Here is a 14,356-nt window from a genome sequence, read left to right on the forward strand (position 1 = left end):
TCGATTTCTATAGAGGAATCGGCTTTTTTATCTGAATGAATAGGTAAATAAAGAGATCGGCAAGGAGAAAAATGAAATGAGAAATGTAGTCAAAGTTCTATTTTTTCTAATCATTACGATAGGTGCTTATTTAATCATCCAATTGATTGTCGGTGATTTAGCGGTAAGTGTATTAAGTTCTGTCAGTGTTCTATTTACTTTATCGATTATTTTCATCGGATTTGTTATTTTCTTGGAGAACCGGAATCCGTCTCAAACGATTACATGGCTTGTCCTGCTTGGCAGCTTTCCGTTATTCGGCTTTTTGTTCTACATTTTCTTTGGACGCAATATTAAAAAGCGCCGACTGTTTGAAAAGAAGGCGGTATTGGACGAGAAGTTAATCCAGGAAGATGAAAGTATCCATAGAGAAGCAATTGAAAAAATGACGCATATGGGTGATCATCAGCAGCTCTTATTTAAGCTGGCCCACAGACTTGGACATACTCCTATTACATATCGCACGTCCTCTAAAGTCTTAACCAATGGTGAAGAAACATTCTCTCATATTTTTGAAGAGATTAAAAAAGCAACACATCACATTCATTTAGAATATTACATTCTCCGTCACGATGACCTTGGCCAAGAATTAAAGGACATTCTCATTGAAAAAGCGAAAAATGGCGTGATTGTCCGCTTTTTATATGACGATGTAGGAAGCTTAAAGCTTTCTCGTCAATATATTGCTGACCTAGAAAAGGCTGGCGTTCAGATCGTTCCGTTTTTACCAGTAAGGCTCCCCCTTTTAAATAATAAAATCAACTTCCGAAATCATAGAAAAATTGTCGTAATTGATGGGGAAGTGGGATTTGTCGGCGGGCTTAACATTGGAGACGAATACATGGGCAGAAGCAGACAATATGGATTCTGGCGTGATACTCATTTGATGATTAAGGGCGAAGCTGTTCGTGACCTCCAGCAGATTTTCATGCAGGATTGGTATTATATGACGAATGAAAGATGCTCAGGTGTGGACTATTTCAAAGATTTCAGCCACCTTGAGAGTACAACAGAAGGCGTACAAATGATTGCTGGCGGGCCTGACAAGCAGTGGGAGGTCATTAAAAATCTCTTTTTCTCCATGATCATCTCCGCCAAAAAGTCCATCTGGATCGCTTCACCGTATTTTGTGCCGGATGATGATATTTTGTCCGCATTGAAAATTGCCGCATTGAGCGGAGTAGATGTACGGATTATTGCTCCAAAGAATCCAGATAAACGGATTGTTTTCCATGCGTCTCGTTCATACTTCCCGGAGCTTCTGGACGCAGGGGCAAAGGTGTACGAGTATGATCAAGGCTTTATGCATAGTAAATTTATTATTGTGGACAGCGAGCTGGCTTCGATAGGAACGGCAAACATGGATATGAGAAGCTTTCATTTGAACTTTGAAGTGAATGCCTTCCTCTATAAAACAAAAAGCACCGAGAAGCTCGTCAACGATTTCTTAGGTGATTTAGAGCAGTCACATGAAATTGTTCCAGAAGAGTTTGCAAAGAGACCTTTGGGGGTCAGACTGTTTGAATCAACAGCAAGATTATTATCACCACTTTTATAAAGATTGTATTTTCCCCCTTTTCTATAAGGGGGATTTTTAATTTTCCTGAAGAGATGATCATTAAAATCATCTTTTGACACGGTAAAAATTCATTTTGCCTTTTCGCTTCCTTATAGACGAACAAGCTATAATACGGTCATCAAAGAGCGAGGGGCGAACTGAATGAATACAGCAATGATGGATAACGGTAAGCTTATCCGAATGACACATCATTTATCGAAAAGCCGTCTGGAGCATGTAAGAAATACGTGCAAATTCTATTGTCCTGAGTGCAGGGAGGAGGTGCAATTAAAGCTAGGGGAGCATCGTGTCTATCATTTTGCGCATAAACAGCTGACAGCATGTCCGTTAGCCTCTGGCGAAACGGCTTATCATCAGGCAGGAAAGGAAGCTATTATGAATTGGCTGAAGGGGCTTGGACATAAACCGGCGCTGGAAAAGTATATGTCAAAGATTCATCAGCGTCCTGATGTGACCGTCTCTATAGGAAATGAAACCTATGCAATCGAATTTCAATGTGCAAATATTTCCCGGCAAGAGCTTCGCAGAAGAACAGCAGGTCTCCGCGAGGCAGGGCTCTTTCCCATATGGATGATAGGGGCAAATCGTTTAAACCGAAAATCTGCCCAGCTTTTTTCTTTCTCCTCCATTCATTGGGGAATTCTAAGGGAATCAGAGGAAAGGCGGTTGATTTTTTTCTGCCCGATCCAGAATAGGTTCATCCATCTTGATCAATTCCTTGTGTTTCAATCAACGAAAATATGTGCGGCAATAACTGTCAGACCACCTTCAGCATACCGCGAAATTCCGGCATTTCTATCTCCGCCTTCAAGCAAGCGTCAAGTAAACCAACAATGGATTAAATGTATACAGCAATTTAGACTGCGTCCTCCTCGCATTTTATCAAATGAAAGCAAACGTTTGAGAGATATTTTTTATGAGCATCATCAAACAGCATTCACTTTTTTGCCAACTGAGTTATTTATTCCAGTGCAAGAAGCGTATATTTTTACAAGTCCCGTGTATGTTTGGCAGGGGTGTCTCTATGATTGGATGATGAGGAAAAAAGGAAGCAGAAGAGTGACAATTCAGCAGCTAATGATGGAAATCAATCGATGTGTGCAAATGAAAGAAGTGAAACTCCGATATGGCGATGTTTCAAGAGAAGAAATAAAAGAGGTGGTCACTGCATATGTAAATGCGCTTGTAAGACAAGGGTTTTTACATATGACGAAAGAGGGTAATTATGAAGTATCGTCGAATCAAATGCCTATACGAACACTAGATGAAGTGTTAAAACGAGATGCTTTCTTATTTCAATAGCATGTTTCATCACCACTTTGATCATGATAAGAAAAAGGTGGTGCTGCTATTGAATCAAAAGAAACGCTTTTTTCTCATTTTTTTAGTCTGTTTGGTATTTATTTCTGCATATGATTTGACAAATATAGTTCAAAACAAAGAAGATAAATACAACACCAATTTCTTTCACTTTCCGAAAGGTTGGTTCAACACAACTCATGCAAGGGGGATTCATATGACTTCACAAATCAAAAACAATCATCTACCAGACAGAAGCGAAGTAAAAGAAGAAAACAAATGGCGCCTTGAAGATATTTTTGAAAGCGTCGATGCATGGAACAAGGAATTCGAAGCGGTCAAAAAAGAAATTCCGAAGCTGGCACAATTTAAAGGCAAGCTGGCCCATTCTGCTGATGTCCTGTATGAAGCCCTAACCTTTCAGGATCAACTTTCTGAAAAGCTTGGCAAGCTTTATACATATGCGCACATGAAATACGATGAAGATACAACGAACTCATCATTTCAGGCGTTAAATGATAAGGCATCAAATCTATTTACACAGCTGTCTAGTACATCTGCTTATATTGTTCCAGAGATTTTATCGATTCAAGAAGATAAATTGCAGCAATTCATACTAGAAAAAGAAGAATTAAAACTGTACTCACATGCTCTCGAAGAAATTAATAAAGAGCGTCCACATATTTTAAGTGAGGAGCAAGAAGCTTTATTAGCTGAGGCCTCTGAACCACTTTCATCTTCATCTACTACTTTTAGTATGTTTAACAACGCCGACATTTCTTTTCCTTCTGTAAAGGATGAGAATGGGGAGGAAAAGAAGATTACCCACGGCAACTTTATCACATTTTTAAATAGTGATGATCGTGAAGTGAGAAAGAATGCCTTTAAAGCTGTGTATAAAACGTATGATCAGTATAAGAATACACTTGCTTCTACACTGAGCGGTTCAATTAAGAAGGATAATTTTTATGCAAAAGTACGAAATTACAAATCGGCAAGAGAAGCAGCATTATCACGAAACAGCATCCCGGAAGAAGTGTATGACAATCTAATTGATACAGTTCATCAATATTTACCGTTATTACACCGTTATATTGAATTACGCAAAAAGGTATTAAAGCTTGATGAAGTGCACAATTACGACTTGTACACACCACTTGTGAAAGATGCTGGCATGAAGCTCACCTACGATGAAGCAAAGGATTATATGCTGAAAGGGTTAGCCCCATTAGGAGAAGAATATGTGTCCGTGTTAAAAGAAGGACTCGAAAATCGCTGGGTAGACGTTTATGAGAATAAAGGGAAACGAAGCGGTGCTTATTCATCTGGGAGCTATGGTACAAATCCATATATCCTCATGAACTGGCAAAATAATATTGATAATTTGTTTACACTGGCTCATGAATTTGGGCATTCTGTACACAGCTACTATACAAGAAAGCACCAGCCATATCCGTATGGAAACTATAGTATCTTTGTAGCTGAAGTGGCTTCCACTACAAATGAAGCGTTACTAGGCGAATACCTGCTTAATCATTTAGACGATAAAAAGCAGCGTTTGTATGTATTAAACCACTTGTTAGAAGGATTTAGAGGAACGGTATTTAGACAAACGATGTTTGCTGAGTTTGAGCATCTTATTCATGTGAAAGCACAAGAAGGAGAGGCTTTAACGCCAGAATTTATGACGAACCTTTATTATGACCTGAACAAGAAGTACTTTGGTGACGGTATGGTGGTTGATAAGGAAATCGGATTAGAGTGGACGAGAATCCCTCATTTCTATTACAACTATTATGTGTATCAATACGCGACAGGCTATAGCGCGGCGCAGGCATTAAGCAAGCAAATATTACAAGAAGGAAAACCAGCGGTAGAGCGCTACACCGATTTCCTTAAAGCAGGAAGCTCTGATTATCCAATCAATGTGCTGAAAAAAGCAGGTGTTGATATGGCTTCTAAAGAACCAATCGAAGCGGCATGTCAATTGTTCGAAGAAAAACTAAAAGAAATGGAAGAGCTCATCTCCAAAACAGGTGAGTAATGAAAAGACTTCTGTCAGACGTGTGAGTGCTATCTCATCTTTTGACAGGAGTTTTTTTCTCATAAAAAAAGACCTCTTCAGATGTCGAGGCCGTTCCTTGTTAATCATCAACCTTTAAAACCTCTAAAGGTCTTACGATGATTCATTCGATAAAGCGTAAAAAGAATCGAAGCAAACAAGAGTGGAGACGTCAAATAAAGAGGAAGCATCTTCATTAAGCCTAATATATTTAAAAAGAAACATAAGCCAATGGCAACAAGTCCAATAGTTGTGCTGCGCATGCAGGTCCCCCCATTTTTTTGTTACTTTTACTATATGAAAGTGACAACCCTCTTATGTTTTGTGACAAAAATATGAACATATAGTATATCTGTTGTCATAAGTCGACAAAATTTGATATACTACAGATGTGAAATTAATCACATACAAACATTACCCCTTTGTTTGACCGTGAAAAATTTCTCCCATCCCCTTTGTTGTCGTTAAGACATAGTGAAACCGCGCTTATCCCGGCGCGGTTTCTTCGTATTTATAAACAGAACAAATGTTCTTGGTGAAGGTAAAGAAAAACATGGGTCAGCACCCATGTTCATTTTCACAGCGATAGACATCAAGATCTGTATGGTGGTCATTCTCTTTATAGCGCCAAAACATTTCTTGCTGCACTTGGACACGTTCTACCTTTTGAGCGAAAGCCAGCTTCTTCATTTCTCGTTCAACTTCTTCAAGCGTCAGGTCATAGACAACGGCTATCTCTTTTGCGGAAGCAAATTGAAAGTAAGCAATAAACCATTCAATTGGAGGCCGTTCTGATGGTGTTGGTTTTTCACCAATCATTTCAAAAAGGATTTCTTCGTAAATATCATAAGAGTAGGCACCTGAAATTTTTAATCCTTCGTCTCCATTTACGGTATTAAAAAAGGCGAAGGTCGGAAGCTCAGATACGTCCATTTCAGCTGCAATTTTCATATCACATTGCAGTGCTTTCACAGCACTTTGAGAATGAATGTCGCGCTGGAATTCCTCGATGTCCAGTCCAGCACTTTTTGCATTTTCTATCAGCACCTGCTCACTTGTGACATCTTGCTGATGGCAAAAAAGTGATTCTTGAATGAGACGCAAAAACTTCATTCCACATTTTCTGCCTTGAAGTTCCGCTGCTTTTAGTGCGAGTGAGGCGAGGTAGGGTGATGTCACAATTTGTTCAGACAGCATTTGTTCTTTTTTGGTCTGCGTTTTAGTGGCAAATTTCCCCCATGCTTCAGTCAGTAAATGTTTCTTTCTTTTCCGATTCAAAGCATTAATACTAGAACTTGTTACCGTTCGTAAAGTGAAAAAACGGCCATATTTCATTTTCAACTTTTTAATGGACGGCTCTAATAACCAGCAGTCAGGGCTTAGAGGATCAATGAATACATAGATTTCAATCGGCTTTTGAGGATGTCCGTGACAGTGTGAGAAATATTGATCGTGCGTATTGCAGCTCAAGATCGTCCATCCTTTTCAGGTGTTTGGTTGACCATATGACGAGCCGTCAGAGAAAGTCGTTCAAATAAAAAGTCACGAATATCGCCGGTTAATCCTACTTGATCCATTGCATCCTCCATGCATTCAAGCCATGCGTCAGCCCGCTCCTCAGTAATCGGAAAAGGGAGATGTCTCGCCCGCAGCATTGGGTGGCCATGCTCTTCTGTATAAAGCGGTGGTCCGCCTAAATATTGCGTTAAAAACTGTTTTTGTTTTCTTGCTGTTTCTTTTAAGTCATCCGGGAAAATAGGATGAAGCAAAGGATGACACTTTACATTTTCATAAAAAGTATCAACAAGTTGCGATAGAAGTTCCTCTCCAACCGCTTCGTAAGGTGCGTTAAACGATTGTACCATGTTGACTACTCCTTTTACTCGTAGTTAATAGGATGACTCACCCTATTGCGTATTTCATTTATTTCAAAAGTGATATTCAGTTTGTTCTATTTTATTGTTTCTATTCTTGTACTTATTTTAACAACCTCATCTCAATTCCACAAACAAACCGCTTTGGTCTGCTCGAAATAAAGAGAGAATCGGATTCTGTGATCAATTGACCATATCATAACACATTCAGTCAAAAAAGGGGGAAAAGCGACATACAAAAAACCGAAGAGGTTATTCTCTTCGGTTTAAGCGAAATATTGAGCTGTGATTTTCTTTACATAATTTTGTGTTTCTTTAAATGGAGGAATGCCTCCGTATTTATCTACATTTCCTGAGCCTGCATTATAGGCAGCTAAGGCGAGTGAGATATTTCCGTTATATTTATTGAGCATTTGTTTTAAATACTTCGTTCCGCCTTCAATGTTTTGGGACGCATCAAAAGCATTGTTGACGCCAAGTGATTTAGCAGTCGATGGCATGAGCTGCATGAGTCCAAGCGCACCTGCATGGCTGACAGCATTTGTGCGGTAGCCGGATTCCTGTTTGATGACCGCGTGAATCAGCTTTTCGGGAACGCCATGCTTTTGAGCCATTTGTGACACGATTTGATTAATCTCTTTTGATGATGAGCCACTGGAGACAGCCTTTTGAAGCGGCGGCGTGTAGCTGTTGTTTAAGACATTTCCAATGCCATTCGCTGTATTTAATTGGTTGTCATTTGCATACAAAGATTGGGCCTCAAGCTGATCACTGCCGGAAGTGGCAGATAAATATGGGTTTGTACGCGCATATTGCGTGTTCGGAGCCGTTGATGGGTCCGTGCCCATAAAAGCAGAGATGGAAAGCGGGAGACGTGATAATTCTGATCCGCCTAAAAAATCTTGCAGCAGCGACTGAAATGAAGCTTGGGCATTCGATTCTTGACCTGCAGACATTTGCGTTTGTGATGGATCTGTCTGTAACGTTTTAAGCGCTTGAAGCTGCATAAAGGATTGAAGTTGATTGACGTTCATCATGTTCCTCCTTCAAGGAATTCATCTATTCTGTGTTTTCATTTTTTCTTCATAAAAACGAACGACTTTGTTTTTCGTGTTTCGTACTGGAATATGAAATTTGCGGAGCAATGCGGAGAAAGCGGCTTGTCCGATTTCCAGGTCGCTCACTTCAAATTCAAGTTCATAGTCCTCTACTGTTAAATATCGGCTGTGATCCAAAACAATTAAGCCTTCTTGGATCATTTTTTCTGCTCTTGACGTTTCAAGTGAACCAAAGTACACAATTTGATCCTTTTGAATGTTCAGGTGGTCTAATCTGTCCGCAACTTCACCTTCTGGCAGCTTAAAATCGTCAAGTTGAGAAGGGGGAGCGATCGTTTGGTGGGTTTCGAGCAAGCCTATTTCGTGAGGTTCCTTTAATGTGAGCACCCATTGACCGTTTTTTTCTCTCATTCTTAATGCAGCCAATTGAGATTTTATATTAAATTGAGGTGTATCAAAATAATAGTTGGTTTGCGTGTGGAAATCCGCATTCTTCAATTGAAAATGCTGTTTCAGCTGTTCAAATTCTTCTTTCATTAATAATTGCTTTAGTTCGATTTCAATTTCCTGTGCCATTTTGACATCAACCTTTCATTAGAGGAAATATGATTATTGTACATGAAGTGTGTTCACCATGTAAAAGACTGTTTTTTTCTCTCTATTTTCAATTTAGGTATGGACCAAAATGAATGAAGAATCTTGGGAAAGGATCATTTAAAAGAGAAAAACAGGATTTTCTCAAAAAGTTCGGTTTATCAATATTGAACTTGATATGATAAAATAAAGCTGTACTTTGTTGTAAAGGAGATCATGATGCAAAACAGAATTGAAATCACAGAAGCAACTTTAAAAGAAGACAGTCTGATTTTGACAATCCAGTCAGAAGAGCAAATCCAAAAAGCAAAAGCATCAGGACAAATGCTTGTTGATTCTGATCACTTTGCGTTCGTTTACATACTTGAAACCGAGGAGTCCTTTTCGTATCTTATTTTAGGGGAACATACATGGGCTCCATTAAAAGAAGCAATGAATCGTGACATCCCTGTCTATTTGGCATCGGATGAACAATCGCTGGAACTCATTCAGCTTCAACAGGAATTACATTATTTAATCGACAATATTAAAGACAATGCCAATTACGGAGATATGGAAGAGAAAGTGAAAAGCACATTCCTCTGAAATAATTAGGTATATGGAATTGGGGGAAGTTTCATGGACAAAAAACAATGGGATCAATTCCTCGCACCGTATAAACAAGCAGTCGAAGAATTAAAAGTGAAACTAAAAGGCATTCGAAAGCTGTATGAATTCGAGGATGACCATTCACCAGTAGAATTTGTCACAGGCCGAGTGAAACCCGTTGCCAGCATATTAGAAAAGGCAAAGCGTAAAAACATCCCGATGCATGAGATTGAAACGATGCAGGATATTGCTGGGCTTCGCATTATGTGCCAGTTTGTAGAAGATATACAAGTCGTGAAAAAAATGCTCCAGTCACGTAAAGATTTTGTGGTTGTAGATAAACGCGACTATATTGCAGAACATAAAGAAAGCGGATACCGCTCTTACCACCTTGTTGTGTTATATCCGCTGCAAACCGTAAGTGGAGAGAAACAGCTCCTCGTCGAAATCCAAATTCGTACGCTTGCGATGAACTTTTGGGCGACCATTGAGCATTCTCTGAATTATAAATATAGCGGGAATATCCCGGAGAAGGTCAAGCTGCGCCTTCAAAGAGCATCTGAGGCAGCATCTCGTCTCGATGAAGAAATGTCCGAAATCAGAGGGGAAATTCAAGAAGCACAAGTGGCATTTTCCCGAAAAAAGAAAAACGACAGCTGAGCCAGTTTGATCAAATAAGATGCTGCCCTCTCATAGCAGCAAGGTGAAAAAGGAGAAGAATTCATGAAATTTGCAGTTTCTTCAAAAGGGAATTCTGTATCTGACACGCTCAAAAGTAAAATTCAGACCTACTTATTGGATTTTGGGATGGAACTAAATGAAGAGGAACCGGATCTTGTCATTACGGTTGGTGGAGACGGCACCCTTCTTTATGCGTTTCACCGTTATAGCGACCGTCTAAATGAAACAGCTTTTGTCGGTGTTCATACAGGTCATCTTGGCTTCTATGCTGACTGGGTGCCGAGTGAAATTGAAAAACTCGTCTTAGCCATTGCGAAAACGCCTTATCATATTGTGGAATATCCGATCTTAGAAGTCATTGTCAGATACAACGACGGCGGCAGAGAAGAGAAATATTTAGCAATGAATGAATGTACGATTAAAAGCATGGAAGGGACACTTGTGGCAGATGTTGAAATTAGAGGCCAGCTGTTTGAAACATTTAGAGGTGACGGCCTTTGTTTGTCTACACCATCTGGCAGTACGGCCTATAATAAGGCACTGGGTGGCGCCATTATTCATCCTTCCATTAGAGCCATTCAGCTGGCGGAAATGGCTTCAATCAACAACCGAGTGTTTCGGACGGTCGGTTCACCGCTTATTTTGCCTGACCATCATACTTGTGTGATTAAACCGAGGAATGATGTCGATTTTCAGGTGACCATTGATCATTTGACACTGCTTCATAAAGACGTCAAATCCATTCAATGCCGGGTGGCAGACGAGAATGTCCGTTTTGCCAGATTTAGACCGTTTCCGTTTTGGAAAAGGGTGCAAGATTCCTTTATCGGAAAAGGAGAATAAGAAAGAGGTTGTTCCCGCTGGAATACTTTACGTTAAACAAAACCATTACAGCCAAAGAAGAAGGGCTGCTTTTAAAGGAATATTTAATTGATCTTGGTATTTCGAAAAGAATGCTGACGGATATTAAGTTTGATGGCGGTGACCTCCTCATTAATGGAGAGCATGTTACCGTGAAGTGCGAGCTGCATGAAGGGGACAGACTCACCATTTTATTTCCCGAGGAAAAAGTGAGTGAAGGGCTGAAGCCTGCACCGATTCCACTTGATATTATATTTGAGGACGAGCATGTCCTTGTGCTGAATAAAAGGCCGTATATTCCTTCGATCCCTTCTCGGGAGCACCCTGAGCACAGTATTGCGAATGGATTACTGCATCATTATGCCAAGCAGTCTGTTCGGCATACGGTTCATTTGGTGAACCGTCTTGATCGTGATACATCTGGTGTCATGCTTGTGGCGAAGCATCGCTTTGCCCATAGCCTTTTATCAAAGGCGCAAAAAAGTGGAGCGGTTAAACGAACATACAGAGCCTTTACACATGGCATGATCACAGAAAAACATGGAACGATCGCTGCAAAAATTGCCCGAAAAGGGGATAGTATTATCGAGCGGATGGTTGATGATGCTGGGCAGGAGGCAGTAACGCATTATTCCGTGCGAGCGGTAATCGCTGAGTTGAACATGTCGGATGTGTCTCTCTCACTTGAAACCGGGAGAACACATCAAATTCGTGTTCATATGCAATTTCTTGGGCATCCGCTCATCGGAGATACGCTGTATGGCGGAACGACCGAGCGGATAGACCGGCAGGCACTGCATAGTGAAACCCTTGCGTTTCCTCATCCGATGACAGGTGAGCAAATGACATTTTCAGCCCCGCTTCCTGATGATATGAAATCATTGCTTTTTTAACATAGAGAAACCCGGTCACCTGCAGCGCAGGGCCGGGTTTTTTTATGATGTGAAATGCTGAAATCTAGAATCGTCATAAGGCATGGATGAAGGAACGGCGACCGTTTTAAGCTCAGGGTATGTGAGGGCAGAAAGCTTGTTGCCAAATACGCAGCCTGTATCAATATTGACCGTTCTGCCAACGAATCGAGGTTCTTTCACTGGTGTATGGCCATACACAATCCACGGTTTTCCGTGATATTCCTTTGCCCAGTCCTTGCGAACAGGCCGTCCATCTGGCCATGTTTCTCCTGTGACGGCACCAAATAATAAATAGGACCGCATTTGTTTATTCGGCTTTTTTCCAATATCCTTTTCCTTCATCGCTGCGTGTGCAATGATCAGCTCATCAGGAATGAGTACATCATAAAGCGGAGCCTTCTCGAATAACTGCTTAAATTCATGTGACAATTTGTTTTGTTCATGGATTGGCAGTTTTTTTATTTCGTGCACTGTGGTTTCGATGCCATGAAGCAATTTGACGGGATTTCCTTTTAAGTAGCGATAAAGCTTAAAGCAGTGGTTGCCAGGTACATAACGGATTGCGCCGTGTGAATAGGCATGAATGACAAACCGCATGACGTCTACTGACTGAGGTCCTCGATCTGTTAGATCACCAACAAGGGCCAGCGTTCTCTTATCAGGATGGACGGGTAATCCATGTTTGAGTTCGTATCCAAGTTTGTGTATGAGGGTAAGCAGCTCTTCGTAGCAGCCGTGGATATCGCCAATAATATCGAATTTCATAAGGTTTCCTCCTGATTTTTTCATCCATTCATCGGATATAAAGAAGTTTGAATTTTAGAAAATATAACGAATGGCTTTCATTTCATTTGGGCAATTGTTAGAATCAATGCTTTAACGTAAGACTTAAAAAATTAAACATGAATGTTAGGAGGCTTTAGCCAATGGAGCATACATCTGTTTCATCACTCGTTGTCGTAATTATTGTCGCCTTTTTCACCCCTATTTTATTGCACCGATTTAAGCTGACCATTCCGGTCGTTGTAGCTGAAATCATCACGGGGCTCATCATTGGGAAAAGCGGTCTTCAACTGGTTGTCGAACATGATGCGTGGTTAGATACATTATCCATGCTCGGTTTTATTTTTCTGATGTTTTTAAGTGGACTTGAAATAGATTTTTCTTCTTTTGAGTCAAAGAAGAAAGCACGAGAACTTCCAAATGGTTTAAAAGAACCAAATACATTTAAAGCAGCCACCATGATTTTTCTTGGGGTATTTTGTATTTCTTTTATCCTGTCCTATGCGTTTGTACTCGCAGGGTTTATCCAAAATGCCTTTTTAATGACGCTCATTATCTCTACCATTTCATTAGGCGTAGTGGTGCCAACCTTAAAAGAGGAAAAGTTGATGCAGACGAATATCGGTCAAATCATTCTGCTTGTAGCTGTCATTGCCGATTTGGTCACGATGATTTTGCTTGCTGTGTTTTCCTCCATTTATGGAGATGGAACAGGGAACATGTGGCTCCTGCTCTTATTATTTGCTGCAGGTATTCTTCTTTATTTATTTGGCCGCGTATTTAAGACAAAGTCAATTTTTCAGTCGATGTCTAAAGGAACCGTGCAAATTGGGACAAGGGCAATCTTTACTCTCATTATAGTCTTAGTTGCCTTATCTGAATCACTCGGGGCTGAAAATATTCTAGGGGCGTTTTTAGCTGGTGTGCTTGTGTCTCTTCTTTCGCCAAATAAAGAACTCGTTCAGCAGCTGGACTCATTTGGCTACGGATTTTTAATCCCGATCTTTTTTGTGATGGTCGGAGTGGATCTGAATATATGGGCACTGTTTAAGGACCCGACGATTATGATCATGATTCCGCTTCTGTTTATTGCGCTGCTTATAAGTAAGCTCATCCCGATTCTTTATTTGAAAAAATGGTATGACATGAAAAAGGTCATTGGCTCCGGCTTTTTATTAACTTCAACTTTATCTCTCGTCATTGCAGCTGCGACGATTGGTGAGCGGCTCGGTGTCATTGATCATAAAATGTCAGGAGCGCTGATTTTAGTTGCTGTGCTAACGAGTATTTTAACACCTGTTTGGTTTAAAGCGCTGTTTAAAAAAGAACAAACGGCAAGCCATAAGAAGCGTGTGACCTTTATTGGTGCAAATCAGCTGACCTTACCTGTCACACTTGATTTACATCAGGATGAATATGACATTCGGATTTTGCATGTGTTTCAAGAAAATAAGGAAGCACTGCTGGCAGACTCTATCTTTGAAGTCGAATCAATTGAACAATACGACGATGAGACGCTGAGAAAGGCAGGCGTCGGTCAAGAGGATGTCCTTGTCGTCGCAACAGGCAGTGAGACGAAAAATAAGGAAATTGCTTTATTTGCAAAAGAAGAAGGTTCAAAACAAGTCATTGCAAGTGTCAACAAAGCAGAGGCAGAGCTGACATTGAAGGAAGCGGGAATTGATACGTTTTCTACTTTCCTGTCATCTAAAACGGTGCTAAGAGCTTTGATTGAAGCACCTGATGCGATTCGATTGCTAACAAATGAGGATTCTTCTTTGTATCAAATTCAAATGAACAATAATCGTTATCATAATGTTATGCTGAGAGAATTTCCTTTCACCGGTGATTTGGTATTTGTCCGCATTTTTAGAGGGGTAGACAGCTTAGTACCGCATGGAGATACGACACTTAGAAGCGGCGACCGTGTGCTTGTATCGGGCTCCCGGGAGTATGTGGCAGGACTAAGAGCCCAATTAGAATGACAATGAACCCTTGACCAATGAACAATTCCTGATTAAGAT

General features: G+C 40.4%; 14 protein-coding genes. 8 read left to right on the plus strand and 6 right to left on the minus strand.

Features of this window, described 5'->3' with window-relative positions:
* Positions 1–76: 76 nt before the first annotated feature.
* The 3 genes from cls to pepF all read left to right on the plus strand — a co-directional run bounded on the left by cls (position 77) and on the right by pepF (position 4,961).
* The gene (cls, locus tag MHB67_RS05570) at positions 77–1,597 is read left to right on the plus strand and encodes a cardiolipin synthase (protein ID WP_024425037.1); all 1,521 of its coding nucleotides are present in this window, start codon (positions 77–79) and stop codon (positions 1,595–1,597) included.
* A 162-nt stretch (positions 1,598–1,759) separates the two neighbouring features.
* Positions 1,760–2,920 carry a competence protein CoiA family protein gene (locus MHB67_RS05575; RefSeq protein WP_332284593.1) on the plus strand — a complete coding sequence of 387 codons (1,161 nt, stop codon included), beginning with the start codon at positions 1,760–1,762 and terminating at the stop codon, positions 2,918–2,920.
* Between the two features lie 214 nt (positions 2,921–3,134).
* Positions 3,135–4,961 (plus strand): oligoendopeptidase F, encoded by a 1,827-nt coding sequence (pepF, locus tag MHB67_RS05580; RefSeq protein ID WP_332284591.1) that lies wholly within the window; start codon positions 3,135–3,137, stop codon positions 4,959–4,961.
* A 107-nt stretch (positions 4,962–5,068) separates the two neighbouring features.
* On the opposite strand, the gene MHB67_RS05585 is transcribed toward pepF, so the two are convergent.
* The 5 genes from MHB67_RS05585 to MHB67_RS05605 form a co-directional block, all read right to left on the minus strand.
* Positions 5,069–5,242: a hypothetical protein gene (locus MHB67_RS05585; protein WP_024425034.1), complete on the minus strand. Its 174-nt coding sequence runs from the start codon at positions 5,240–5,242 to the stop codon at positions 5,069–5,071.
* A gap of 295 nt (positions 5,243–5,537) precedes the next feature.
* Positions 5,538–6,449 carry a ClpXP adapter SpxH family protein gene (locus MHB67_RS05590; protein ID WP_024425033.1) on the minus strand — a complete coding sequence of 304 codons (912 nt, stop codon included), beginning with the start codon at positions 6,447–6,449 and terminating at the stop codon, positions 5,538–5,540.
* Positions 6,446–6,844 (minus strand): thiol management oxidoreductase, encoded by a 399-nt coding sequence (locus tag MHB67_RS05595; protein WP_008355333.1) that lies wholly within the window; start codon positions 6,842–6,844, stop codon positions 6,446–6,448. Before MHB67_RS05595 ends, MHB67_RS05590 begins: the two co-directional genes overlap by 4 nt.
* 275 nt (positions 6,845–7,119) lie before the next feature.
* Positions 7,120–7,887: a lytic transglycosylase domain-containing protein gene (locus MHB67_RS05600; RefSeq protein WP_103132095.1), complete on the minus strand. Its 768-nt coding sequence runs from the start codon at positions 7,885–7,887 to the stop codon at positions 7,120–7,122.
* A 21-nt stretch (positions 7,888–7,908) separates the two neighbouring features.
* Positions 7,909–8,487, minus strand: coding sequence for a CYTH domain-containing protein (locus tag MHB67_RS05605; RefSeq protein ID WP_073204723.1), 579 nt, complete (start codon positions 8,485–8,487; stop codon positions 7,909–7,911).
* Positions 8,488–8,724: 237 nt separating this feature from the next.
* On the opposite strand from MHB67_RS05605, the gene MHB67_RS05610 reads away from it, so the two are divergent.
* The 4 genes from MHB67_RS05610 (at position 8,725) to MHB67_RS05625 (ending at position 11,528) form a co-directional block, all read left to right on the plus strand.
* Positions 8,725–9,090 carry a hypothetical protein gene (locus tag MHB67_RS05610; RefSeq protein WP_342492847.1) on the plus strand — a complete coding sequence of 122 codons (366 nt, stop codon included), beginning with the start codon at positions 8,725–8,727 and terminating at the stop codon, positions 9,088–9,090.
* A 33-nt stretch (positions 9,091–9,123) separates the two neighbouring features.
* Positions 9,124–9,753, plus strand: coding sequence for a GTP pyrophosphokinase family protein (locus MHB67_RS05615; RefSeq protein WP_024425028.1), 630 nt, complete (start codon positions 9,124–9,126; stop codon positions 9,751–9,753).
* A 63-nt stretch (positions 9,754–9,816) separates the two neighbouring features.
* Positions 9,817–10,617: an NAD kinase gene (locus MHB67_RS05620; RefSeq protein WP_003211364.1), complete on the plus strand. Its 801-nt coding sequence runs from the start codon at positions 9,817–9,819 to the stop codon at positions 10,615–10,617.
* A gap of 8 nt (positions 10,618–10,625) precedes the next feature.
* Complete coding sequence (locus MHB67_RS05625; RefSeq protein ID WP_073204729.1) at positions 10,626–11,528, plus strand: RluA family pseudouridine synthase; 903 nt, start codon at positions 10,626–10,628, stop codon at positions 11,526–11,528.
* 42 nt (positions 11,529–11,570) lie between these two features.
* Here MHB67_RS05625 and prpE read toward each other — a convergent pair whose 3' ends face one another.
* Positions 11,571–12,314 (minus strand): bis(5'-nucleosyl)-tetraphosphatase PrpE, encoded by a 744-nt coding sequence (prpE, locus tag MHB67_RS05630; RefSeq protein ID WP_122631189.1) that lies wholly within the window; start codon positions 12,312–12,314, stop codon positions 11,571–11,573.
* 161 nt (positions 12,315–12,475) lie between these two features.
* On the opposite strand from prpE, the gene MHB67_RS05635 reads away from it, so the two are divergent.
* Complete coding sequence (locus tag MHB67_RS05635; protein WP_342492848.1) at positions 12,476–14,317, plus strand: monovalent cation:proton antiporter family protein; 1,842 nt, start codon at positions 12,476–12,478, stop codon at positions 14,315–14,317.
* Positions 14,318–14,356: the final 39 nt, after the last annotated feature.

The organism is Bacillus sp. FSL H8-0516 (genome assembly GCF_038635285.1).
Taxonomy (GTDB): domain Bacteria; phylum Bacillota; class Bacilli; order Bacillales; family Bacillaceae; genus Bacillus; species Bacillus safensis.